General features: G+C 35.3%; 16 protein-coding genes and 2 tRNA genes. 6 read left to right on the top strand and 12 right to left on the bottom strand.

Features of this window, described 5'->3' with window-relative positions; genetic code table 11:
- The first annotated feature begins 27 nt into the window (after positions 1-27).
- Positions 28-936 (top strand): DUF6607 family protein, encoded by a 909-nt coding sequence (locus ACHRV3_RS10480; protein ID WP_395434589.1) that lies wholly within the window; start codon positions 28-30, stop codon positions 934-936.
- Between the two features lie 193 nt (positions 937-1,129).
- Here the strand turns inward: ACHRV3_RS10480 and ACHRV3_RS10475 are convergent, their stop codons facing one another.
- From ACHRV3_RS10475 to argS, 3 genes are all read right to left on the bottom strand, one after another.
- Positions 1,130-2,587 carry a SusD/RagB family nutrient-binding outer membrane lipoprotein gene (locus ACHRV3_RS10475; RefSeq protein WP_395434588.1) on the bottom strand — a complete coding sequence of 486 codons (1,458 nt, stop codon included), beginning with the start codon at positions 2,585-2,587 and terminating at the stop codon, positions 1,130-1,132.
- 13 nt (positions 2,588-2,600) lie between these two features.
- Positions 2,601-5,801: a SusC/RagA family TonB-linked outer membrane protein gene (locus tag ACHRV3_RS10470; protein ID WP_395434586.1), complete on the bottom strand. Its 3,201-nt coding sequence runs from the start codon at positions 5,799-5,801 to the stop codon at positions 2,601-2,603.
- A 718-nt stretch (positions 5,802-6,519) separates the two neighbouring features.
- Positions 6,520-8,454: an arginine--tRNA ligase gene (gene argS / locus ACHRV3_RS10465; RefSeq protein ID WP_395434584.1), complete on the bottom strand. Its 1,935-nt coding sequence runs from the start codon at positions 8,452-8,454 to the stop codon at positions 6,520-6,522.
- Between the two features lie 708 nt (positions 8,455-9,162).
- On the opposite strand from argS, the gene ACHRV3_RS10460 reads away from it, so the two are divergent.
- Positions 9,163-11,583, top strand: coding sequence for a TonB-dependent receptor domain-containing protein (locus ACHRV3_RS10460; protein ID WP_395434583.1), 2,421 nt, complete (start codon positions 9,163-9,165; stop codon positions 11,581-11,583).
- Between the two features lie 283 nt (positions 11,584-11,866).
- Here the strand turns inward: ACHRV3_RS10460 and ACHRV3_RS10455 are convergent, their stop codons facing one another.
- Both ACHRV3_RS10455 and ACHRV3_RS10450 read right to left on the bottom strand, forming a co-directional pair.
- On the bottom strand, positions 11,867-12,538 hold the full coding sequence (locus ACHRV3_RS10455) for a copper homeostasis protein CutC (protein ID WP_395434582.1): 672 nt from the start codon (positions 12,536-12,538) through the stop codon (positions 11,867-11,869).
- Positions 12,539-12,713: 175 nt separating this feature from the next.
- Complete coding sequence (locus tag ACHRV3_RS10450) at positions 12,714-13,721, bottom strand: 3-oxoacyl-ACP synthase III family protein (protein ID WP_047774151.1); 1,008 nt, start codon at positions 13,719-13,721, stop codon at positions 12,714-12,716.
- Positions 13,722-13,997: 276 nt separating this feature from the next.
- Between ACHRV3_RS10450 and ACHRV3_RS10445 the strand changes: the two genes are divergently transcribed.
- Positions 13,998-16,409, top strand: a complete 2,412-nt coding sequence (locus ACHRV3_RS10445) for a prolyl oligopeptidase family serine peptidase (RefSeq protein ID WP_395434581.1) — start codon at positions 13,998-14,000, stop codon at positions 16,407-16,409.
- 337 nt (positions 16,410-16,746) lie between these two features.
- Here ACHRV3_RS10445 and ACHRV3_RS10440 read toward each other — a convergent pair whose 3' ends face one another.
- The 3 genes from ACHRV3_RS10440 to ACHRV3_RS10430 all read right to left on the bottom strand — a co-directional run bounded on the left by ACHRV3_RS10440 (position 16,747) and on the right by ACHRV3_RS10430 (position 19,016).
- Entirely contained in the window at positions 16,747-17,697 is a 951-nt protein-coding gene (locus tag ACHRV3_RS10440) for an ABC transporter ATP-binding protein (RefSeq protein WP_395434580.1), read from the bottom strand.
- A gap of 102 nt (positions 17,698-17,799) precedes the next feature.
- A complete protein-coding gene (locus ACHRV3_RS10435) occupies positions 17,800-18,495 on the bottom strand; it encodes an OmpA family protein (RefSeq protein ID WP_047774156.1) in 696 nt (231 codons plus the stop codon).
- Positions 18,496-18,512: 17 nt separating this feature from the next.
- Complete coding sequence (locus ACHRV3_RS10430; RefSeq protein WP_395427203.1) at positions 18,513-19,016, bottom strand: lipocalin family protein; 504 nt, start codon at positions 19,014-19,016, stop codon at positions 18,513-18,515.
- 203 nt (positions 19,017-19,219) lie between these two features.
- Between ACHRV3_RS10430 and htpG the strand changes: the two genes are divergently transcribed.
- From htpG to ACHRV3_RS10415, 3 genes are all read left to right on the top strand, one after another.
- Entirely contained in the window at positions 19,220-21,103 is a 1,884-nt protein-coding gene (gene htpG, locus ACHRV3_RS10425) for a molecular chaperone HtpG (RefSeq protein ID WP_047774157.1), read from the top strand.
- 312 nt (positions 21,104-21,415) lie between these two features.
- Complete coding sequence (locus tag ACHRV3_RS10420) at positions 21,416-22,237, top strand: hypothetical protein (protein WP_395434579.1); 822 nt, start codon at positions 21,416-21,418, stop codon at positions 22,235-22,237.
- Between the two features lie 135 nt (positions 22,238-22,372).
- Complete coding sequence (locus ACHRV3_RS10415; RefSeq protein ID WP_395427200.1) at positions 22,373-23,089, top strand: DUF4369 domain-containing protein; 717 nt, start codon at positions 22,373-22,375, stop codon at positions 23,087-23,089.
- Positions 23,090-23,543: 454 nt separating this feature from the next.
- On the opposite strand, the gene ACHRV3_RS10410 is transcribed toward ACHRV3_RS10415, so the two are convergent.
- The 4 genes from ACHRV3_RS10410 to ACHRV3_RS10395 all read right to left on the bottom strand — a co-directional run bounded on the left by ACHRV3_RS10410 (position 23,544) and on the right by ACHRV3_RS10395 (position 26,172).
- Positions 23,544-23,617 (bottom strand) — tRNA-Thr (locus ACHRV3_RS10410).
- 1,112 nt (positions 23,618-24,729) lie between these two features.
- Positions 24,730-24,803, bottom strand: a tRNA-Thr gene (locus ACHRV3_RS10405).
- 77 nt (positions 24,804-24,880) lie between these two features.
- Positions 24,881-25,147, bottom strand: a complete 267-nt coding sequence (locus ACHRV3_RS10400; RefSeq protein ID WP_047774164.1) for a hypothetical protein — start codon at positions 25,145-25,147, stop codon at positions 24,881-24,883.
- Positions 25,148-25,203: 56 nt separating this feature from the next.
- On the bottom strand, positions 25,204-26,172 hold the full coding sequence (locus ACHRV3_RS10395; RefSeq protein WP_395434578.1) for a type I phosphomannose isomerase catalytic subunit: 969 nt from the start codon (positions 26,170-26,172) through the stop codon (positions 25,204-25,206).
- Positions 26,173-26,199 lie beyond the last annotated feature (27 nt).

The raw sequence follows: 26,199 nt of genomic DNA, 5'->3' as shown, positions 1-26,199 counted from the left end.
AAAATTTAAAATAAAATAATTGAAGTTATGATTACAAAAAGCCTCTATTTTTCAGCCGTTATGGCTTTGACTTGCAGCCTTGGTTTCAGTCAGGATGCAAAAAAACAACAGGACCTAAAGTCAATAAAATCAATGTGTGGATGTTATGAAGTAAAATTTAATTTTGCTGAAACTTTTCAATATGCGAAGGATACTCTTACTTATAAACCTTCTCAAACCAAACACGAATCGGCATTAGAATGGGTAGAACTTTTAGAAGATACTCCAAATAAGGTTGTAATGCAGCACTTGTTAATTGTAAGTGACGACATGATCATCAAACACTGGAGACAAGACTGGTTATATGAAAACACTGATTTATATTCTTTCGACAAAAGCAGCTCTTGGAAATATAAAAAATTAGACAAAAAAGCCGTAAAAGGACAGTGGACTCAAAAAGTATATCAGGTAGATGACAGTCCAAGATATGAAGGTTCTTCTACTTGGGTACATGTAGACGGAAAAGACTACTGGGCAAATGTGGCTGATGCACCATTACCAAGAAGAGAGCAAACAAAACGTAACGATTACAATGTTTTAAAAAGAAGAAACATTCATGAAATCACTGCTACAGGTTGGAACCATGAACAAGACAACGATAAAGTAGTAAGAGATGATTCCGGAAAAGATTATGTATTAGCTCAGGAAAAAGGATTCGATGTTTACACTAAGGTTCCGGATATCAAATGTATCGCTGGTCAAAAATGGTGGAAAGAAAATAATGCCATCTGGAAAAACGTTCGCGATAAATGGCAAACTCTTTTTGACAGACATAAAGACTTAAACTTAGAAGCGAAAGTAGACAGAAAAGCACTTTATTCTTTGCTGTTTGATTTAAAACCAACTGCTACAAAAGCGGAAAGTGATGCTATAATCGACAAGTTTGTAAAACAATAAATATTGTGTGTTAGTTATAAAAAAGCTGGTAATCTTAGGATCACCGGCTTTTTTTATTCCTAAAAAAACCGTTTAAAAATTAATTTAAACGGTTTACCTTTATTTTTTTTTCTAAAAGCTTACTAATTCAAAATAGTTAAAATGAATAAAGGTTTTTATTGTAGTCCGGGTTTAATCAGAATTTAGTTGAATCCTAGTATTTGTCCCAGAATAATTTAGTTGTCATTTTATCTCCTCCAATTGCACTTGAAGCTGCTGCATAATTGGCTCCGTTTGTAGAAGGGGCTAAATGCGAGTATACCATTCTCACGGGAACCTTACCCTCGGCAGCCGGTACAGCTGTAGATGGTGCCACAAGTTTAGGAAAATCTAGTCTTCTGTATGCCGTCCAGGCTTCAAATCCCCTGTTGTAGTAGGCAATCCACATTTGGTATGCAATTCTTTCTTTGGCATTACTACCTGTTGCAGTTGCAAAAGCAACATTAGGCTGTGCCAGGTAAGCAGTTATGTCTGCATCTGCAACACCCCAATATTTCATACTTGCAGTAATACCATTGGTGTAATGCGTACTTGCAGGACTTCCAACTGCCCAGCCCCTGTTTGCGGCATCAGCCAGTAAAAAAGAGGTTTCGGCATAGTCAAAAAGATCTCCTTTGAAATTGATTTCTTTCAGGGTTTTATTGAATATGGATACGGTTTGAATATCCGCTTTAAAACCATATGGTGCCCCAACATATACACCTCCCTTTTTAGAAGCGGGGTCAAAGTAGAAATCTCTTCTCGGATCCGTAAGATCATTTAAAGCAGTTGTAAACAAACTTGATATCGAATAGTCTGCCCTGCTTTTGAAACTCTCATAATTTGGATTGAAGTGCGGTTTAACCGAGGTGTATTGGAAAATAGCATTATCACTGTTACTTGTCATAGCACCTGAAGTATAGGCCGTTTCAACCAAGGTCTTAGCAAGAACCGGATCTACATCTGACAATTGCATCCCTAATCTGATTTGAATAGAATTTGCGTATTTTTTCCAGCTTGCCACATTCCCACCATAAACCAAATCAGCTTTACCAAAACTAGCCTGTGTGAGATCTAATTTACTTATTGCCAAAGTTAAACGGCTTGCTAAATCTTTATAAATTGTTAATCCATCATCGTATTTTGGCTGCAAAACTCCTGTTTTTATGGCTTCAGAATAAGGTACATTCCCATACAGATCCACCAGCGTTTGGTAGACTTGTACAATCTGAATCTCAATAATCGCTAATTTATTTTGTTTTACAACTATAGCCTGATCGCCTGCTGCGGGAGCAGCTGTTATTTTATTCTGTGCATCGATCAGGTCTTTTAATACATCTCTGTACAACAATACCCAATTTGAGTTTCCTAACAGACGGGAATCCATGTCATATCTGGACTCATCCGGATAAGCAACCTCTGACCATTGTTGCGCATACAATCTAAAGTTGTTTCTATTTACAGATGAATTATTTAAAAAGATAGCATACTGTTCTTGAGCCGAAGACATAAGAGCTTCGGGTACAGGGGTAACATACGCTTTGGTATCATCGTTTAACCCCTCAAGGTTATCACAGGAATACAAACAGAGTCCTAAGAATGCAAAAAGTATAGGATATTTTCTTTTTTTCATTTTATTGTTTTTTTTAGAATTGAACTTTTACATTAAAGCTAATTTCTCTAACCGAAGGCATAACACCGGTTTGGAATCCCTGAAAGTTCCCGGAACCAAAGTTCGATTCAGGATCTGCGTAAGGAAGATTTTTATGTATGATCCATAAATTACTGCCATTTGCCGCAAAAATCACATTGTTAAGAAAAGTCCCTTTTAATAATTTTACAGGCAATTGGTAAGCAATAGAAACCTCTCTCAATTTTACATATGAAGCATCATAAACAAAATATTGATTGGGAAAAGATTTATAACCTAAGTTAGATTCTCCTGTAGCTGTTGTTACCATAGCCCTAACGGTATTACGACTACCGTTGGCTTGTACTCCCGGCAAAATTTGCCCTCCCGGATTTGCATCAGTAATTTTGTTACGAATTGGATTCCCTAACTCATTTGTTCCGACACTACTTTGGTAAATACCGCTAGATTGTCCATAGGCCTGATCCAGAGAGAACAAATCCCCTCCTTTTTTTACATCAATTAAAAAACTAAACGTTAGATTTTTGTAATTAAAAATATTGTTGATACCACCCGTCCAATCTGGATTTATATTTCCAATAATCCTATCACTAACATTATCATAGTTTCCGTTTGGCAGCACTACTCTTTCTCCGTCTAAGTATTTATAACCAGAGCCTTTAATTACTCCTAATGGCTGTCCCGGAATTGCATTTAAGCTTGTTCCTTTATTAAATGTACCAATAACAATTTGCGGAAGACCATCGGCTAACGATACTACTTCACTTTTGTTTTTATTCCAGTTAATTTTTGAAATCCAAGAGAAATCTTTTGTTTTCACAGGAACCAAAGTAAGTGTAAATTCGACTCCCGTATTGGTAAGTTTCCCGGCATTAGTTGTTGTCCCGCTATAACCTGTCTCAGAACCTGTAGTAATATCCATAATCAGATCTTTCGTGGTACTCTTATATAACGAAGCTTCAAGACCGATTCTCCTTTTGAACAATTGCAACTCAATCCCTAATTCTTGTCCATCAATCGTCTCCGATTTTAAGTTTGGATTTTTACGGATGTTTTCATTAGAAAATAAAGCATTATCACCAAAATTCGTGTCTTTAGTATAGACGGGCTTAATTACATGTACGTTAGCATCATTTCCGGTTTGCGCAAAATTAACTCTCAATTTACCAAAATCTAACCAAGGAACCGTAAGATGTTTACTAAAGATATAGGTACCGGTAACGGATGGATAATTGTATTTTGCTGCTTTTGCGGGCAAGGTAGAGGATTCATCGATTCTGTAAGTTCCTTCAATAAAAAAAGTTTCTTTGTAATCAAAAGAGGCACTGGTATAAACACTATTCGTTCCTCGCTCTTCTAAAAATTCTGTTGGGTTTTCAATTGAACTAATAGAGTTAGAAAGCGCATACAATTTTGGAATTAACAACCCCCCATTGGTTGAGGATCGAATAGAACTAAGTTCACTTCTTCTACTGGACGCCCCCAATAGCCCCCTAAAGTTAACATCTTCCGTAATTTTAGCCTTAAAATTGAGCAGTAAATCCAGATTGACCTCTCTGAATCTTTTGTCATATCTAGCATATTTGGCAATACCACTATTGGCTCCTGACCCTAAAGCTACTCTCTCTTCGTGATTTTCTACATAAGAATCCACTGCTCCTCTTCCCGTTACAGAAAACCAGTTTGTGATTTCAGTGTTAATTGTAAAGTTCCCAAAGAAACGATCTCTACTAAAATTATTGTAATTTTCATAGCGACCAAAATAAGGGTTATCCCAATATAACGGAATTGCATTTGAGACAGCTCTTGGATTCCAGGTTATATTTTTACCTGTTAAATGATAAGCACGTTCTTGCTCCTTAAGATCTACATCAGTATGCCACCACTGTCTAAAACTACCCACAATATTATCTGAGTATCCCGTATCGTTCAAACCCGTTCCACCAGAAGTGATATAATTTGCGGTTGCAGCAATTTCTATTTTACTACTAACTTTATAACTACTGGAAAAATTAAAGTTATGCTTCTTTATCGAGCTATTAGGCAAAACCCCTGTTTGATCCAAATTCGTATAAGCAAATCTAAAAGTTCCATTTTCATTTCCATTAGTTATCGCAACGTTATTGGTATAGGTAGTGGAGTTCTTGAAAAATGAGTTTGGATCGTTTTTCGCTGCTTGCCAAGGTGATGTTTTTCCATAAGTGGCTACTAATTCAGGATAGTAGGCATTCCAGCTGTATACCTTTTGGGAAGAATTGAATGCTGGTCCCCAAGAAGAATCTTCGGGCACTATAGTTGGAAATGAACCCTGTCCTAAATCTGCATTTGAACCGAACACAAAACCGTCTCCCCCTCCATATTGTTTTTGATACTCGGGAAGCGTGCTTTTGTCGGCAGTCCCAACAGTAAGTCCGGAACTAACAGAGATTCCTAATCCTTTTCCTTTTCTTCCTTTTTTAGTCGTAACAATAATTACTCCATTACCCGCTCTTGATCCATACAAAGCAGATGCGGCTGCGCCCTTTAGCACATTGATGGTTTCAATATCGTCAGGGTTTATATCCGATGCGGCATTTCCATAATCATACCCCGAACCACCTGATTTCTGACTACTTGTATTTGAGTTGTCATTATTTAACGGAATACCGTCAACAACCCAAAGTGCCTGATTGTTTCCGGTAATCGATTTAGATCCTCGAATAACAACGTTTGTAGATCCTCCGAAATTACCACTTCTCTTTATTTCAATACCGGCTACTTTACCGGAAATTGAATTTGCAACGTTTCCAGTATTAACTTTTGTCAGGTCTTCTCCTTTGACCTCTTGCGTGGCGTAACCTAAAGATTTTTTCTCTCTTTTGATTCCCATGGCCGTGGACACTACAACATCATCCAGCTCCTGAGCATCTCCGCTTAATTTAATAGTAAGTACCGATGAATTTGCCGTCACTTCCTGATTTTTCATTCCGATGTAACTGAATACCAAAATCTGATTCGATGTTGCCTTAACAGAGAACTTACCTTCAAAATCTGTTTGTGTTCCGGATTTAGCTCCTTTTAACAATACGGTAACCCCCGGTAGCGGCATGCCCATATTGTCAGAAACAGTTCCTGAAACAAGTCTTTCCTGCGCAAAAAATAATTGCGAACTAAGTACAAAAAACAGCATTACCATTACTTTAATTCTTTGCTTCATTGTTTAAATTTTAAATAATTTTGGTGCAACTTACTTCATTAATATAAATTTAACAAGAAATTTATTCTTTTTAACATATTAAATTGTAATCCTAATATTACTTTTTAATGTTTAAAAGAAAACACTAAGTACACAAACAACTGAAATAAAGACAGTTAATACAATTTACACCTGAAAGGACAATCTTACAATTCTGGATTGTTATTTTTTTGAATGAATGCCTTTTATCCTTTTTGTAGGAAGAAAGAGTGTAGAAGAAGAGGCAAAGGCTCAGAGGGACAAAGTGTCAAAGTTTTCTTGAATCAAGACATATTTTGTGGAGGAACAAATATCTTGTACTTCTGCAATTTCGAATCAAGTTAAAAAGTTGCGAAATAATTTTTAGAAATTTCTTTTATTAGAAGTAGCAGATCATATACTTTTTGGCCAGAGCTTTTTAAGAACCTAATTTTCTAACTTCTTGCTTTGACGATCTCGCAAAGACGCCAAGTCGCTAAGTTTTTTTCTGTTTTTTCATTAAAACTTTGCGATTTTGCGACTCTGCGAGATTTTTACTTCCCCACAACTTTCGAACTTGATCCGTTTTCTTTTGTTCTAACTTTCAGAACTGCAAATTGAGAACTGCAGCAAAGGCTAATCAACCAACCCTCGTAATAATCCAAAAAAAATAGGCTGTTCGTATGGGAACAGCCTATTTTTAATTTGATATATTTCTATTTTACATTCTCTCCGGAACTTCTATTCCTAATAAAGTAAAAGCCGATTTTATAACTTCTGCCACTTTTTGAGAAAGTTGCACTCTGAATATTTTTTTTGTCAGATCCACTTCTCCTAAAATATGTACGGATTGGTAGAACGAATTGTATTCTTTTACTAAATCATAAGTGTAATTAGCAATCAAAGCCGGGCTGTGATTCTGAGCTGCGTTTTGAATTACTTCCGGAAAAAGTTCGATTTGTTTTACCAATTCTTTTTCTTTTTCATGAAGTACTTCAACTCCATCCAGCGCTACATTATAGTCAAAATCAGCCTTGCGAATAATCGATTGGATTCTCGCATACGTATATTGTATAAACGGCCCTGTGTTTCCGGCAAAATCAACAGATTCTTCGGGATTAAACAGAATACGTTTTTTAGGATCTACTTTTAAAATGTAATATTTAAGTGCTCCAAGACCAATTGTTTTGTACAATTTCGCTTTTTCCGTATCAGAATAACTATCCAGTTTTCCTAAATCTTCAGAAATTTGTTTGGCTGTATCGGTCATATCCTGCATCAAATCATCTGCATCTACGACAGTTCCTTCACGGCTTTTCATTTTTCCCGAAGGTAAATCAACCATTCCATATGATAAATGATACAAACTTGAAGCCCAGTCAAAACCTAATTTTTTGAGGATTAAGAATAGTACTTTAAAGTGATAATCCTGCTCATTTCCAACGGTGTAAACCATTCCGCCCACATCTGGCATGTCTTTTACACGTTGAATAGCAGTTCCGATATCTTGTGTCATATAAACAGCAGTTCCGTCTGAACGAAGTACAATTTTACGATCTAAACCTTCGTCAGTCAAATCAATCCAAACCGAACCATCAGGATCTTTTTCAAAGACACCTTTATCCAATCCAACCTGAACTACATCTTTCCCTAATAAATAGGTGTTGCTTTCATAATAATAACGATCAAAATTTACTCCGAGATTGCTATAAGTAGTAGCAAAACCGTCATATACCCATTGGTTCATCATTTTCCAAAGTGTGATCACTTTTTCATCACCAGCTTCCCATTTACGAAGCATTTCTTGTGCTTCCTTACCAACTTTGCTATATTTCTTGAAATATGTATCTTTAAAATTAGATTTGAAATTCTTATGATCTCCTTCTTCGGAAAAATCAATTTCATGCTTGATAGACTCTAAATCAAATATAGACACTTCACCCTCATTATTACCTAATTTATCAGCCAAAGAGGTATTCTTATCTTTATTAAATTCGTCAATATATTCCTCGGTTTGACACCATTCTGAATACTCATTTTGAAAAGCTCTTTCAAACTCAACATAATATTTACCAACCAGTTTATCTCCTTTTAAACCTGAAGTCTCCGGGGTTTCTCCGTTTCCGAATTTCTCCCAAGCCAACATCGATTTACAAATATGAATCCCACGATCGTTGATGATCTGCGTTTTATATACTTTTTTGCCTGAAGCCTTAATAATTTCAGCTACAGAATACCCTAACAAATTATTACGTACATGTCCTAAGTGTAATGGTTTGTTGGTATTTGGTGAAGAATATTCCACCATAATCGCCTTCTCTTCCGGATTTGGTGTTACATAACCAAATTTTGTATTGTCTTTTATTCCATTAAAGAAATCCAAATAATAACGATCTGCAATTACAATATTCAGGAAACCGGAAACCACATTAAATCGTGCTACTTCAGCAACATTTTCAACAAGGTAATTTCCAATTTTAGCACCCAATTCGCCAGGATTACTTTTAATCACTTTCAACAAAGGAAAAATAACCATTGTAATATCGCCTTCAAACTCTTTTCTGGTAGTCTGAAACTCGATTTTTTCAATAGCAACATCAAATAATGCCTGTATTGCTTTTTGTATAGAAGGGGTAAGAATTTGTGATAATGACATGTAAACTTATTTTTAAAGTGAGCAAAGATACTGCTTATTCACCAATTAGAGAAAATCAAAAACATATAAAATTCCCGAAAATCCTTAGAATTAAAAAAAACTAACAATTATTTAAATGGTTAAAATAATCAAAAAACCGAAACACTAAATTACTCCAAAACAGAACATTCATAAAACAACACTCTTCTTCTTTGATTTTTTTCTGCAACATCCATAAAATAGAAGAAGTCATTATGGTGAAAGCAGAATCAATCCGCAGAAAAAAATACCTGCCACGAACCGGGTTTAGAACAGTCAAAATCTATTCGCGAACGTGCATGCCGCTACAAACTTCCAACTGGAACACAGAGTTAAGAATTCCGTTTATCGATTCAAAGATCTGATACTTTTACTGCATTCAAAAGAGGCAGTACTTCCATCTTTAAAATTTTGCCTTAAACAACATTTTCTGCCATCACTCTGAGTATCTATTTCCTACTATTAGCCGAAAGAAAAGTACTATAAATACATTTATTGAAATTAAAATTTAAAAAGCTTAACCTCTTACAAAACAGCCTTTAACAAAAAAAGAACATTTTTTATTTCATTTTTTTTGTAACATATCGCTGGTAAAATAGTCTTAATAGGGACTTTGAATTTATTTCAAAAAATAAAAAAAACTAAAAAACAATCATCATCAGTCAGATCAAATCAATCAATTACCTAACTATGAAATTAAAATTTTTACTGTTCGCATTACTGGGTGTAATGGCAACAGCACAAGCTCAGAATTCCGGGACGGTCTCAGGAAAAATTACCGAAAAGTCGAACAATGCTCCCATTTCATATGCTACTGTTTCAATTAAAGAAAATGGAAAAGTAGTTTCCGGAGTAAACACAGACGACAATGGTGATTTTACTATTAAAAATTTAGCCTTAAAAAACTATACCATCGAAATTCAATACATTGGATTTAGAAAATACATCGGTTCTATTCTTTTAAATGAAAACAAAAAAGAAGCTATTGTTAAAGTCGCTCTTGAAGAAGAAGCTACACAACTTAAAGGCGTAAATATTGTGAGCGAGCGCTCCACAATTGAACAAAAAATTGACCGTAAAGTTGTTACTGTCGGAAAAGACCTTACCACTGCCGGAGCATCAGCGTCTGACATCATGAACAATATTCCATCTGTAAACGTAGATCAGGACGGAAAACTTTCGCTTCGCGGAAATGATAATGTACGTGTATTAATTGACGGAAGACCAAGTAACATTGACCCGGCTCAGTTATTAAAACAGATTCCATCAACCTCAATCAAAAAAATTGAGTTGATTACCAATCCAAGTGCCAAATACAATCCGGAAGGAATGTCAGGAATCATCAACATTATTTTGCATAAAAACACCAATGTTGGTTTCAACGGAAGTTATAGTGGTGGTATTACTTTTGGAGAAACGGCCAAGTACAATCAGTCTTTGGATTTGAATTATAAAAGCGGAAAAGTAAACTTTTTTGGAAATGTTGGTCAAAACTTCGGAACTTACTTTAACGATGGTTTCATCAAAAGATTTGATCAGGACGTTGTTCAGAATATCGATGTTAAAAATGATAATGATTCTTATCTGTATAAAATCGGAATGGATTATTTAATTGATGACCATAATACGTTGTCTTTTTATACCAATCAAAACAAATCGAACGGAAAAGGTTTTGTAAACACCGATATTGATTATAATAATGGTGATCCGGATATCAAAAACATTTACCAAACTTCTAAATATTCAGGACCTGAAAAAACAGGAACTTACAATTTAGCCTACAAACACATCTTCAAAAAAGAAGGACATACACTTGATTTCGAAGGAAACTATAGCGATAGTAAAGAATCTCAGAATGCGTATTTTGATACTAAAACTACAGCTCCAAACAATACTGCAAAAAATCTAATTTACAATGACTTGATCAAAGGAGATCGTAAATTAAGTACGCTAAACATAGATTATGTTAATCCGTTGAACGAAAAAACAACTCTTGAGGCCGGTGCTGAAGCCAGAATCACCAGAACAGGAAATGATTACACCAGAACAGGCGTAACATTTTCTGATCAGAATGTAAACTCAAATTATACTTACGATACAGATATTTATTCTGCTTACGTAACTTTTGGTCAGAAATACAAAAAATTCAGCTACCAATTGGGTGCTCGTTTTGAAAGCTATAAAGTAGCGGCTAATTTAAATCGTGGTCAACAAAAATTTGATGATGACTATATCACTTTATATCCATCAGCTTATTTGACCTATAACCTAAACGAAAAAAATACTTTGCAATTAAGCTATAGCCGTCGTGTAGACCGTCCAAGTTTAGAGCAGACAAAACCTCTTCGTGAGTTTTCTACTCCATTAGTAACTTCGTTAGGAAACCCTGAATTAAGACCTCAGTTTACAAACTCAGTAGAAGCAAATTATACTAAAACTTTAGAAAAAGGAAGTTTCACTGCGGGAGTTTATGTGAGAAGTATCAATGATCAAATCAGTAGAGTTTTGTATCCTGACAATGTCGATAATGATAGCGGTAATAAGGTAATCTTGTCTTATGCTAACTTTGATCGCAACACTGCTTATGGATTTGAAGCTTCCTTCAATTATAAAATCGCAAAATGGTGGGATATTTCTCCTTCTATTGATTTCTCAAGTATCAAACAACAAGGATATGTTTCTTTGTTCGATCCTGTAACAAAGGAAAGCGATCAAGTTGAAAGAAAAATTACAGTTTCTGCTTTCAACGCCCGTATGAATTCAAACTTTAAAGTAAACAAACGTTTGAGCTTCTTATTGTTCGGATTCTACAAAGGCCCATCTGACGGTCTTCAAAATAACAGTCACGAAATGTACAAAATCGACATGGGTTCACGTTATACCTTATTGAACAACAAAATGAACATAAGTGTTCGTTTTAATGATGTTTTCAATACGATGAAATATGCTTTTGATTCACAATATCCTTATCCTCACGCAGGACAGTTTACCTGGGAGAGCCAAACGGTTTATTTAGGTTTAACTTACAACTTTGGAGGAGCAAAAATCAAAAACTTGCAACGTAAACAAAGAGAAGACAACACTAGTCAAGGTGGTGGCGGAATGTTCTAGTCCCACTCTTAATTAGCAGATTTAAATAATTTTCTTGTAGCAAAAAAGGCCTGGAGTATGCCAACTCCAGGCCTTTTTTATTGTTATTATAGTCGGATTATTTTAACCAAAAGTGCGCAAAGATTTTCGCAAGGGAAACGCAAGCAGATTTAATATGAACTTACATAACTTATATGGTTTAAATGCTTTTAGTATCCATTTAAAGTCGCCAGAAATATAACTTTTAAAAAAAAATCAGATTACCCAATCTTTTTGTCTAATCCCCAACTTTTGCATCCAATCCTTAAAAATAAGCCTGTATTTTTTTTATCTCCAAAGGATCTGCCGTTTCTGTATTATTTGTAATCGCAGAAGTATGAAAAAATGTTGGTTGCAGTTTCTCCAGTAACAACTGAATATTCGAGGATCGCAAACCCCCACCCGGCATGATCACAATTCGATCCCCTGCCAATTCCTGAATTTTCTCTAAAACTGTGATCCCTTCCAGAACATTCGTTCCTTGTCCGGAAGTCAGAATTGCGTTAAAACCACAAGCAATGACGTCTTCAAGAGCTTGCTCTACATCAGCCACCACATCAAAAGCCCGGTGAAAAGTACAGGAATGTGGAGCGGCCAAAGCAACCAATTCTTTGTTAACGCTTTTATTTACGCTTCCATCTTCGTTTAAAATTCCAAAAACAAAACCATCAACTCCCAGTTTTTTGAATTGTTTGATGTCTTGTTTCATTACGATAATTTCTTCATCGGTATAAACAAAGTCCCCACCGCGGGGTCTGATAATCACATGCATTTTAATTGACAATTTCTCGCGGACTTTGGCTCCTAAAATATAATTTGGTGTTGTTCCTCCGAGTTGCATATTCTCGCATAATTCGATTCGTTCTGCTCCATTTTCCTGAGCAATCAAAGCCGATTCGTAATTGAAACAGGCTATTTCGAGTTGGTTTTTTTTCATCTTCTTATCTTTTTTTGTCATTTCGACGAAGGAGAAATCACACAAGTATTTCCGCACAGGAAAGCCGATAATGCTTGTCGAGTTACGGGTGTGATTTCTAACTTTAATTCCTTCCCAAAAATAAAAAACCTGCTCAGAAACTGAACAGGTTTAGTATATTATTTAAACAAAAAAATTACCATTTAATAATAGCACTTCCCCAAGTGAATCCACTTCCGAAAGCTGCTAGAACAACTGTATCTCCTGTTTTTATTTTTCCTTGTTCCCATGCTTCGGTTAAAGCAATCGGAATCGATGCTGCGGTTGTATTACCATATTTCTGAATGTTATTATACACCTGATCGTCTGACAATTTGAATTTGTTTTGAATAAACTGTGAAATCCTCAAATTAGCCTGATGCGGAATCAACATATTAATATCCGAAACCTGTAGACCATTTGCTTCTAAACCTTCGTTGATTACTTCAGCAAAACGAACTACTGCGTTTTTAAATACAAACTGTCCATTCATATAAGGGTAATAACTCTCATCATTTGGGTCATTATCTGCTATAATATCGGTTACCCAACGCGCTCCCATTCCCGGTGCTTGTAGCGCTAACTCTTCGGCGTGTTGCCCTTCTGAGTGTAGGTGTGTTGATAATATTCCTTTTGTCAAATCTTCTTCACGACTTAAAACAGCCGCTCCTGCTCCATCTCCAAAAATAACTGAAACACCACGTCCGCGGCTTGTCATATCCAATCCTGTTGAATGTACTTCAGAACCAATTACTAAAATGTTTTTATACATTCCCGTTTTGATGTATTGGTCTGCAACCGAGATTCCGTAGATAAAACCCGAGCATTGATTTCTAACGTCTAAAGCTCCAACCGTTCTCAATCCCAAATCACGTTGTACCAAAACCCCTGGCCCTGGAAAATAGTAGTCCGGACTTAGGGTAGCAAAAACCACAAAATCAATATCTTCTTTGGCTATGCCAGAACGTTCTATAGCAATTTTAGCTGCTTTTACCCCCATAGAGGTTGTGGTATCCTCTCCACGAATAATATGTCGGCGTTCTTGAATTCCAGTTCTTTCCTGAATCCATTCGTCATTGGTATCAATAATTTTAGACAAATCATCGTTAGTCACAACATTAGAAGGAACATAATATCCTAAGCCCGCTATTTTTGAATGATACATATTCTTTTATTATTTGTTAAAAAATTGGATTGCAAATCTAAGTATACTTTAAAATATAACGGTACAAATTACTATTTTTTTCGTGATTGACAATTTAATATACTTCAATAATACGACATATAGAATCGTTTTAAATTCTGAAAAAGCAGTTAATACATTAAAACCTTAAAAAAATCTTAAAAAAATAAAATTCTCCATTAAAATGTAACATGTCTGCACTACTTTAGACAAACTTATTAATAATACTACTTAATTTAACCCCCTAAAATTCAAATTATGAAATTAAAGGTTACTCTCTTTTTATTTTTAACCTTAGGTTTTTCTGCTTTTGCGCAAGAAAATTTAACCTATCAAAAGCCTTCCAAATCCATCTTGGATTTAGCCGATTACGAAAGAGCTCCTTCGGTATCAATGGATACTAAAAAAGAATACATGCTGCTTTCTTACAGAAACACTTACAAAACATTAGATGATTTAAACCAAGACGAACTTCGTTTGGCTGGTATAAGGATAAATCCTGTAACTAACATCTCAAGTACCGTAACCTACATCAACAACTTAAAAGTACGAAAAATAAACGGTACAGAAGAAGTACAAGTTGCCGGATTACCTGCTAATCCAAGAATCAGTAACATCCTTTGGTCACCAAATGACAAAAAAATCTTGTTCTCTCATACTACAAGTACGGGGGTTGAACTTTGGGTTTTGGACGTTGCTACTGCAAAAGCTACAAAACTTACCGAAGCAAATGTAAATGCAAATCTTGGTAATCCGTTTAGCTGGCTTTTAGACAATGAAACGATCTTAGTAAAGATGCTTCCTAAAAACAGACAACCTTTACTGGATTCTAAAAAAGACTTACCAACTGGTCCTATCGTTTCTAACACTTCAGGAGAGAAATCTCAAAACAGAACGTATCCTGATATGTTGAAAAACAAAAATGATGAGGCTAATTTTGAAAACATCATCACTTCAGAATTATATAAAGTAAACATTAATGGAACTGCTACTTTATTTAAAGAAGCTGCCATGTTTGCTGGAGAAAGAATTTCACCTGATGGAAATTACATCATGCTGACTACAATTCAAAAACCATTTTCTTATGTTGTACCATTGTTCAGATTCCCATCTAAAACAGTAGTTTACGACAGCAGAGGAAAAGAAATCAAAGTTGTAAATGAGGTTCCTTTAAACGAAATTATCCCAAAAGGATTTATGGCGGTACAAAAAGGAAAAAGAGAAATGACCTGGAGAAATGACAAACCGGCGACTTTAGTATATGTTTCTGCTCTTGACGAAGGTAATCCTGCTAACAAAGTAGATTTCAGAGATGAAGTTTTTCTTTGGGATGCACCCTTTACAAACGAAGCTATTACATTGGTAAAAACACCTCAACGTTTTGGAGGTATCACTTGGGGGAACGATGCGATTGCAATTCTTTCTGATTCATGGTACGATACTCGTAATGTAAAAACCTATTTAATAAACCCATCAACTCCAGGCCAACAGCCAAAAGTACTTAATGACAGAAACTATCAGGATGTTTACTCAGACCCAGGTTCATTTGAAACCAGAAAAAATGAGTACAACAAAAATGTTTTAGCCATTGAGAACAACAATGCTTACCTGATCGGTGACGGTTTTACAAAAGATGGTCAGTTTCCTTTTATTGATGAGTTCAATTTTAAAACGCTAAAAAGCAAGCGTCTTTACACTTCATCTTACAAAGACAAAAAAGAAGATTTAATTGAGATCGAAGATTTTAAAACCGGAAAAGTTTTAGTAATGATCCAATCAAAAAGTGATTACCCAAATTATTACTTCAGAAACATTAAAAAACAAAACAGCCTGACACCAATTACTTCTTTCAAAAATCCTTTTGAAAGCATTAAAAATGTTAGCAAAGAAGTAATTAAATACAAACGTAAAGATGGTGTAGAGCTTTCAGGAACTTTATACTTACCTGTTGGTTACGATAAAGCTAAAAAAGAAAAGATGCCTTTATTAATCTGGGCATACCCGGCTGAATATAAAGACAGAAACAGTGCAGGACAATCTACTCAGAATCCAAATGAGTTTACTTTTCCTTCTTACGGATCATTTGTATACTGGGTTACTAAAGGTTATGTTGTGTTAGATGATGCTTCTTTCCCTATTATTGGTGAAGGAACTACAGAGCCTAATGACAATTTTATTACACAGTTAGTAGATAATGCAGAAGCTGCAATTAACGCGGTAGATGCATTAGGATACATTAACAGAAAGAAAGTAGCTGTTGGAGGACATTCTTACGGTGCTTTTATGACGGCTAACTTATTAACACACTCTAATCTTTTTGCTTGTGGAATCGCTCGTAGTGGTGCTTACAACAGAACTTTAACTCCATTTGGATTTCAATCTGAGCAACGTAATTACTGGGAAGTACCGGAAGTATACAACACAATGTCTCCTTTTATGAATGCTGACAAAATGAAAACACCTCTTTTGTTAGTTCACGGTGAGGCAGACAACAATCCTGGAACTTTTACCTTACAGACAGAGCGTTATTTCCAAGCCTTAAAAGGTTTAGGAGCTCCTGCAAGAATGGTAATTTTACCTAAAGAATCTCACGGATATGCTGCCAAAGAAAACATCTTACACTTACTTTGGGAACAAGATCAGTTTTTAGAAAAAAACCTGAAAAACTAATCTGTCAATCTGATTATTATAAAAAAAAAGAAGCCGATTCTACCTTGTTGTAGAGTCGGCTTCTTCTTTTTTTAAGCTGCTAAGTTTCTGAGTGACTAAGATTCTAAGTTTTTTTTTTAAAAAAGTTTCTAAGGTTCTGAGTAACTAAGGTTCTAAGTTTTAGATACCGGTCGTCAGCTGAAAACATGAACTGAGACTGAGACTATTTTTCTTAAAGTTCCTAAGGTTCTGAGTAACTAAGGTTCTAAGTTTTAGATAGCGGGCGTCAGCTGAAAAATGCGAACTGAGACCGAGACTGAGACTGAAACTGAGACTGAGACCGAAGACTGAGACTCTACTACAAGTAATTCAAACTCAGGAAAACATTTTCTTCAAGCGGCAGGTCGATTTCACTTTCAAAGAAAACCAATTGTCTTTTATAAACCGATTCAATCAAATAGTGATTCCCTCTAAAATAAGTTCTTCTGATTTTTACCGGTAAATTAGACTCCGTTACCATTTTAAACTGGTGTGGATATACCAGCGTTTTATGTGCTTCGTCTTCGTATGGAACCAACAAATGTGTCGGTACCTCATTTACTTCTCCAAAAAGAGAGGCCACATATCTAGTCTGTGGATCTTCGTAAATTATTGTCGGATTATCTTTTACGATCACTTCGCCATTTCGCATTACAATAGCCTCGTCTGCAAACGACAAAGCGTCTGTACTGTCATGCGTTGCTATAATGCAGGTAATTCCTTTTTGTTTTAAATATCGGAACAAATTACGTCGCAAGGCATTTTTTCGGAATGCATCGATTTGACTAAACGGTTCATCAAGCAAAATTACTTCCGGTTCTAAGGCCAAAACCCGTACCAAAGCAACTCTTTGTTGCTGTCCCCCACTTAAAAATTTAGCCTTCACGTTAGCAAACTGATCCATCTCTACCATTTCCAGCAATTCCTGAACGCGTAATTTTTTCATGTTGGCAAAACCGTTCGAAAGAAACTTTCCAACGTTTTCTGCTACCGTTTCATATGGAGATAAATCAAAATCCTGCGCCAGATACTTCATAAAAGGCATTCCGGGAATCAGATTGTATTTAGGCCCTAAGATAGGTTTTTCATTATAAAACATTTCCCCTTCATCCAGATTATACAATCCGTACATCAATTTAAGCAGTGTACTTTTTCCACAACCACTTTCTCCTATGATCGCAATATTTTGCCCTTTTTCTATTGAAAAAGTCACGTTTTTAATAACCGGTGTATCCGTATAGGAAAAGGAGATATTTTTTATGTCAAGCATTGCGTTATAATTGAGGGGGCAAATTTACAATCTTTAAAACCGAAAGTCAAAAAAAAAGCCATTCATTACGAACAGCTTTTTTCAAATTATATTGTATGGAAATTATTTTCCAGCTTCTGCTTTTGCATCATTTACCATTTTATCATTTGCAGTAATAGCAAATTCAACACGACGGTTTTGAGTTCTTCCTTCCGGAGTATCATTTGTTGCGATCGGATCAGCTATTCCTAAACCTGAAGTTTTAAAACGAGTTGATTTAATTCCTTTAGAAACTAAATAAGTTCTAACAGATGCCGCTCTTTGTCCTGAAAGTGTCAAATTGTACTCTGGCTTTCCTGTGCTGTCTGTATAACCAAAGATCTCAATATTAGTATCGCCATACTCATTAAATACAGGAACTAATTTATCCAGATTTGCTTTTGCCTGAGCGGTCAATGTTGATTTATTAGTATCAAAACGAACTGCATTTTCGTTTAAAGTTAAGTGAATTCCTTCTCCTACTCTTTCTACATCTGCACCCGGCAACGCTTGGTCGATTTCACGAGCTTGTTTGTCCATTTTATTTCCAATAAGAGCTCCGGTTCCACCACCAACAGCAGCTCCAATAGCAGCTCCCAGTGCAGCATTTCCTCCGCGTCCCAAATTGTTACCTAAAATACCACCAATAATTCCACCTGCAACCACTCCGATTCCGGCTCCTTTTTGAGTATTATTTGCGTTTTTTACAGAGTCACAACTTGTAAAAAAACTAGTTAATACAAGTAAACTACTTAAACCAAATACTGTTATCTTTCTCATGTTCTATCTATTTTATATTAATTTGCTCTTTGAAATTGGTACGTTACATCTTTCGTTTGTCCACCAACATTAATGTTATCAATCAGCTGAAAGGAATTATCTGTCAAACCTGCTACTTTTAATAAATACCCAGATTTAACATTTTTTGATTTTGTTCCAGGCTCTACAATTTTAAGTACGAAAAGCCCTTGATTGTTAATACTCCAAACAATTGGAGATGTAAATGCTGTACAGCTTGGAGCTGTTAGCGTCATCGTTCCTTTATTATTGTTTGAAATAAAATTCCAGGTACTTCCGATAAAACATTTTGAATCAGCAAGATCAAATGAGTTTACTTTAATATAATCAGAACCTGGATAAGATACGTTAGTTAGTACCCAATTCCCTTTAATAGCTACCTGAGTAGGTCTGTCAAGTTTAGTCGAAAGTGTTGGTGCTTCCGTTGAAGCTGTTGAAGACGAAGCTGATTTACACGCAAACACCATCGTGGCAATCATGCAAATAAAAATAATTTTCTTCATTTTGTACATTTATTTAAGTTAATACTTACACATTTAAGCAATTATTGTACCGCAAAGATACGATTCATTAAAACATCTTTTGTTTTAGAATCTGTTTTTTTTCTTTCATAATTAACACCTCCGACATTTTGTCACTCAAAAACTAATTGGTATTCTATTTGACTAAATGAAAGACATCACATTAAACTAAAAAATTAAAAAATATGACAACAGGTAAAATTAATGTTTCGGTTGAAAACATCTTTCCCTTAATCAAAAAGTTCTTGTACAGCGATCACGAAATCTTTTTACGTGAGCTGATTTCAAACGGAACAGATGCTACATTAAAACTAAAACATCTTATTAGCATCGGTGAAGCCCAAGTAGAATACGGAAATCCGGTTATTGAAATCAAAGTAGACAAAGAGGGTAAAAAAATCCACATCATTGACCAAGGTTTAGGTATGACTGCTGATGAAGTAGAAAAATACATCAATCAAGTCGCTTTTTCTGGTGCTGAAGAATTCCTGGACAAATACAAGGATTCTGCCAAAGATTCCGGAATTATTGGTCACTTTGGACTTGGTTTCTATTCTGCCTTTATGGTGGCTGAAAAAGTAGAAATCCTTACAAAATCATACAAAGACGAACCAGCAGCGCACTGGACATGTGACGGAAGCCCTGAATTTACTTTAGAGCCAGCTGACAAAACTTCACGCGGAACGGAAATCATCCTTCATGTTGCTGAAGATTCTCTTGAATTCTTAGAAGATTCAAAAATCAGTGGTTTATTAAACAAATACAATAAGTTCATGCCTATTCCGATTAAATTCGGAACAAGAACAGAAACACTTCCAAAACCGGAAGATGCTCCTGAAGATTATATCAACGAGACTGTTGAGACGGACAACATCATAAACAATCCAAATCCGGCATGGACCAAACAACCAACTGAATTAAGTGACGAAGATTACAAAAGTTTCTATAGAGAATTGTATCCTATGCAATTCGAAGATCCTTTGTTCCACATTCACTTAAATGTTGACTATCCGTTTAACCTGACAGGAATTTTATATTTTCCAAAATTAGGTTCTGACATGCAAATTCAGAAAGATAAAATTCAATTGTACCAAAACCAGGTTTACGTTACCGATAACGTAGAAGGAATTGTACCGGAATTTTTGACAATGTTAAAAGGTGTTATTGATTCACCGGACATCCCTTTGAATGTTTCTCGTTCAGGTCTACAAGCTGATGGTGCCGTTAAGAAAATTTCTAACTACATCACGCGTAAAGTAGCAGACAAACTAAAAGCTTTGTTTAACGAAAACCGTGCTGATTTTGAACAAAAATGGAACGACATTAAAATCGTTTTAGAGTACGGAATGCTTTCTGATGATAAATTCTACGAAAAAGCAGGTGCCTTTGTATTATACCCAACAGTTGACGACACCTACTTTACTATTGAAGAATTAAAAGAAAAGCTAAAAGAAAACCAAACCGATAAAGACGGAAAATTGGTTGTTTTATATGCCGGAAATAAAGACGCACAACACTCTTATATCGAAACTGCAAAAGCAAAAGGATATGAAGTATTGTTATTAGATTCTCCTATTATTTCACATTTAATTCAAAAAATTGAAGGAGATAATAGTGGTTTAACTTTTGTTCGTGTAGATTCTGACCATATTGATAACTTAATCAAAAAAGAAGAGACTACGATTTCTAAATTATCTGACGAAGAAAAAGAATCTTTAAAAACGTCTTTAGAATCTTATATTCCAAAAGCCTACTCGGTACAATTGGAAGCAATGGACAGCCAGTCAGCTCCATTTATCATCACGCAACCTGAATTTATGCGTAGAATGAAAGAAATGAGCCAATCCGGCGGCGGTGGAATGTTCGGAATGGGAAATATGCCGGAAATGTACAATCTGGTTGTTAACACCAATTCTGACTTAGCAACAAACATTTTAAATACAGAAGACAAAACACATCAGGAGCACTTGGTAAAACAAGCTTTAGACTTAGCTAAATTATCGCAAAACCTTTTAAAAGGAGAAGCCTTAACTGCCTTTGTAAAAAGAAGTTTTGAAATGATCAAATAATCCAATTTTAGTACAAATTGGCCTCAAAGCCTGCAAGTTTACTCTTGCAGGCTTTTTATATTTAAAAAAGTCTCTGTTTTCAGTTTTCAGTCTCAGTTCTCAGTCTCAGTTCTCAGTCTCAGCTCACATTTTACATCCCCCAATCACAATTTAAACCTAAGACCAAAAACTCAGAACCTTAGCCACTCAGAACCTCAGCACCTTTAAAAAAAACCTCCTTACAAACTCAGATTCAAAAAATTTCTGACAACCGAAACCTTTTTTTATTATTTTTGAGTGCCCACTATTATCTAACACTTAACAAATACCACTATGAAAAAAAGTTTTTTTCTATCGTTATCTTTTTGTGCAACAGCACTATTCTACGTTTCTTGCGGAAATGACGACAATGAAATCGTCAATCAAACCGACAACGCTGCTATTAAAGCTTCTGTCTTAATTGATGCCGTTAACGAAATGGACCTTAAAACCGGATTGCTTGTAACCACAAATAACGGCACATCAAAATCAGCCGAAACTGCACCCGGGATTTGCGGTACTATTACGGTTGAAAAACCTACTGCCGAAAATTATCCAAAAATATTCACAGTAGATTACGGAACAGGCTGTGCCACGGATCAAATCACAAGAAAAGGAAAACTAAAAATCACACTTACCGGACCAGTTACTACAACCGGAAGTAAAATGACAATCGAAAGAATTGATTATTTTATTAACAAACTAAAACTGGAAGGCACTATTGAGTATGTGAATACCACAACTGAACAGACAATTCCAAAATGGACCCGAAAAGTACTTAATGGAAAATTGACCGATTCAGACGGACGAGCGTACTTAAATACCGGAACCTATTCAATACGACAAACTGAAGGAGTTTTGACGCCAACCTTAGCCGATAATGTTTATGAAATGACCGAAGGAACGCACACTGTAACTTCAGACAAAGACGCCACATTAACTTTGACAGTTCAGGAAACTTTAGTTAAAAAGTATTCTTGTGAATTTATTTCAAAAGGAAAATTAAAAATCCAAGGCGGTTACTTAAACGGAGTTGTAGATTACGGAAACAATGACTGCAACAGCGCTTATACCTACACTCACGAAAATGGTAATACCTATAATTTGACTATGTAACTGATTCATTTTTACAAAAATAAGCACATCCCAATTTAGAAATAGATTGGGATTTTTATTTTTAACAAAAATTAAACCCTTACTTCTCCACATTCAAACTATTTTCTTTATTTTGCAGCAAAATCTAAAAAACCAATGAAAAAATCAATTATTGCCTTTGTTACACTTGCCCTATTGGCATCTTGCAGCAAAAAAGAAACTACCGACGGTTTACATCTTACCGGAAACATAAAAGGATTAAAAAACGGAACTTTATATATTCAAAGAGTATCAGATACTTCCCTGGTTGCGATTGACTCTATCAAAATAGACGGAAATTCAACTTTTGAAAAAGACATCAAATTAGAATCTCCGGAAATGCTTTATTTATTTCTGGATCGCGGTGTAACAAACTCTTTGGACAATAATATTTTATTTTTCGCAGAACCGGGAAATCTTAACATCGAAACCAACTTAGACAACTTTATATACGCTGCTAAAATTACCGGATCTAAAAATCAGGAATTATATGAAGAGTATAAAAAAATAAACTCCCGTTTTAATGACGAAAACCTTTCTATGGTTGAGTCAAAATTTAAAGCGTTAAAAAGACAAGATCAAAAAGCGGTTGACAGTATTGACGCAAAACAACAGTCTAATATCAAAAGAAAATACTTATACGCCACAAACTTTGCCATCAACCACAAAGATCACGAAATAGCGCCTTATATTGCGTTAGCTGAGATTTATGATATCAACGTTAAATTCCTGGATACGATACAAAAATCAATGACTCCAAAAGTAGCACAATCTCTTTATGGTAAAAAACTAACAAAGTACGTTAGCGAAATCAAAAAACAGGAACAAAAGTAATTTTATCTTTTATCCATAAAAAAAATGCCTTGTAAAATTTTACAAGGCATTTTTTTTATGTGGAAATTCCCAATTACAAAAGAATATATTGCCGAATAGAAATCACAAACCTATTTACGCTATCACTTGTTTTTGTTTTGCCACAGATTAAAAGATTAAAATGATTAGATAATCTGCGCGAATCTCTTTAATCTGCGGTAAGAAAAATAACGATCAGGTACAAAAATCCAGAATTAACCAAAAATATATTTAAACCCTATAAGTGATGTAAGTTCATATAATTTTAACTCTTTCACTTTAATGAATTTATAACACTTATAGGGTTATAATTCTTATTCCCCCACAAATTTCTGGGCTTTGTCCAAAAATAATACATCTATTTTTTTGAGCAAAAAGCCCAAAAATTCAGCGCAAAAAAAAAAACCATCACAAAAGTGATGGTTAATTTATGTTGAGCCGGCGGAGGGACTCGAACCCACGACCTGCTGATTACAAATCAGCTGCTCTAGCCAACTGAGCTACGCTGGCGACTCATTACGGGTGCAAATATAGTACGGTTTTTCGTTTTTCCAAAATAAATTTTAACTCTGAGCAATCTTTTTTTTAAGCACTGCAAACACTGAACTGAAAATGAGATTTTTAAACCCTAAAAAAACTTTCTCTTTTTATCAAAATTTCTTCAATTTAGCCCTAAATACCTAGACTTTTGATTAGAATCACTGTTCATTTCTCTTTGGATGTCACTCACTTTTGTTAGCAAGACAGGATTGAAAGCTAAAATAAAATTTTCTGCAGTTCTGTCCTTTCGACAAAGGAGGAATCACACAAGAAATTCCGCATAGAAAATAGCCAATCTTTGTCGAATATCGGATGTGATTTCTCCTTCGTCGAAAGGACAAACTGAAGGCGTATTGCGCAAACGTGTGTATGAGTGCTAGACAAACTAAATTTTCACATTCCATTTTTTGCTTCTGTACAAGTTTTGGAATTGATCCTTTTTTAATTTTGCGACTCTGCGACTTCGCGAGATTTTCTGCAGTTCTGTCATTTCGAGGTACGAGAAATCACACGAGAAATTCCGCATAGAAAATCGCCAATCTTTGTCGAATATTGAATGCGATTTCTCCTTCGTCGAAAGGACAAACTGAAGGCGTATTGCGCAAACGTGTGTATGTGTGCTAGACAAACTAAATTTTCACATTCCATTTTTTGCTGCTGTACAAGTTTTGGAATTGATCCTTTTTTAATTTTGCGACTCTGCGACTTCGCGAGATTTTCTGCAGTTCTGTCATTTCGAGCTACGAGAAATCACAGAACAAATTCCGCTTAGAAAATCGCCAATCTTTGTCGAATATTGGATGCGATTTCTCCTTCGTCGAAAGGACAAACTGAAGGCGTATTTTGTAAACGGGGGCCGTGTTTTTTTTTAGACAAACTAAATTTTCACATTCCTGTTTTACTACTTTATAACTTTTGCATCTGATTTAAATTATTTCTCGCAAAGACGCGGAGTCGCTAAGTTAAAAAATTAGAACAAAAACTTCGCGACTCTGCGACTTTGCGAGATTTTGGCATTCATCCCTTTTAAGTTTAGAGCAAAAAAAAAAACCATCACAAAAGTGATGGTTAATTTTACGTTGAGCCGGCGGAGGGACTCGAACCCACGACCTGCTGATTACAAATCAGCTGCTCTAGCCAACTGAGCTACGCTGGCGACTCATTACGGGTGCAAAGATAAGGTGGATTTTCGTTTTTCCAAAATAAATTTGCACTTTTTTATACTTTTTTTGCTTACAATTCGTTGATTTTAGCAATCAATTGATTAGCAGTTTGTTCCAATTCAACATTGATTTGTTTGAAGTGTGCTTTTTTGTTTTCAACATCTTTTGCGTTCACTTTAGTGATCAAAGTATCGAAAGCAGCAATAGCTTCGTCGATCAAAGCATTCGTTTCCGGAGTTGGATTTCCTGTCGTAGACATTTCGAATAAGTAAATTGCTTCAATGATATCACCTAATACGAAATTGATGTCTTTCTTTAAATTTTTAACGTTTGCCATTTTATTTTAATTTTAATTTGCGTCTGCAAAAGTACATATAATCTTTTTATTACGAGCTATGAAATGTAAATTTCTAAAATTGAAGCTTTTCCGGTCAACATAAATGCATTTATCGCAGCAGGAACCAAAACAGTATCTCCTTTTATATAAGACTGTTTAAATCCATCGTATTCTATTTCAAAACTTCCTTCCACACACATATATACCGTAAAAGTCTCGCCTGATTTAGAAACAGCCACTTTATCTTCTAACGGAATAAAATTGGTCGTAAAATAAGGACAATCTACTACTACATTAGAAGTGTTTGTCTTAGTCTCATATTTCTTTTGTGTATCTACCTTATTGTAGTTAATAGCGTCAAGTGCCAAATCTACGTGAAGTTCTCTTGTATTTCCTTGCGCATCTTTACGGTCAAAGTCGTACAAACGGTACGTGATATCTGAAGTCTGCTGAATTTCTGCCACTACTAAACCGGCACCAATCGCGTGAACAGTCCCTGTTTCTAAAAAGAAAACATCTCCCGTTTTTGCTTTTACATCATCTAAAATCGAAACTAAGGTTTTATCGTTTAAATGTTTCAAATACTCTTCTTTTCCTGAATCTTCTTTAAAACCAACAATAATTCTGGCATCTGTATCCGCCTGCAATACATACCACATTTCGGTTTTGCCAAAAGAATTATGACGCTCTTTTGCCAAAGCATCATTAGGATGTACTTGTATTGAAAGGTCCTCACGAGCATCTAAATATTTAAAAAGCAACGGAAATTGTTTTCCAAAACGTTCGTAAACTTTTGTTCCTAAAATTTCGTTTGGAGTTTCATCAATAAGTTCCATTAATGATTTTCCTTTCAAAGCTCCATTGGCAACCACACTCACATCTCCTTCTACAGTCGATAATTCCCAACTCTCGCCGGTAATTTTGGAAACAATTGATTTATTAAGGATTGTTTTTAATTTTTCTCCTCCCCAGATTCTTTCTTTTAAAATAGGGGAAAATTGCAGAGGGTACATTTTTGAATTCATGTTTTTTTAAGAGGCGATTATTTTTGT

This window comes from Flavobacterium sp. FlaQc-49, from assembly GCF_044005985.1.
Classification (GTDB): Bacteria; Bacteroidota; Bacteroidia; order Flavobacteriales; family Flavobacteriaceae; genus Flavobacterium; species Flavobacterium cupriresistens.
Note: the sequence above shows the minus strand (reverse complement) of the source record. Positions and strands in the feature narration are given on the sequence as shown.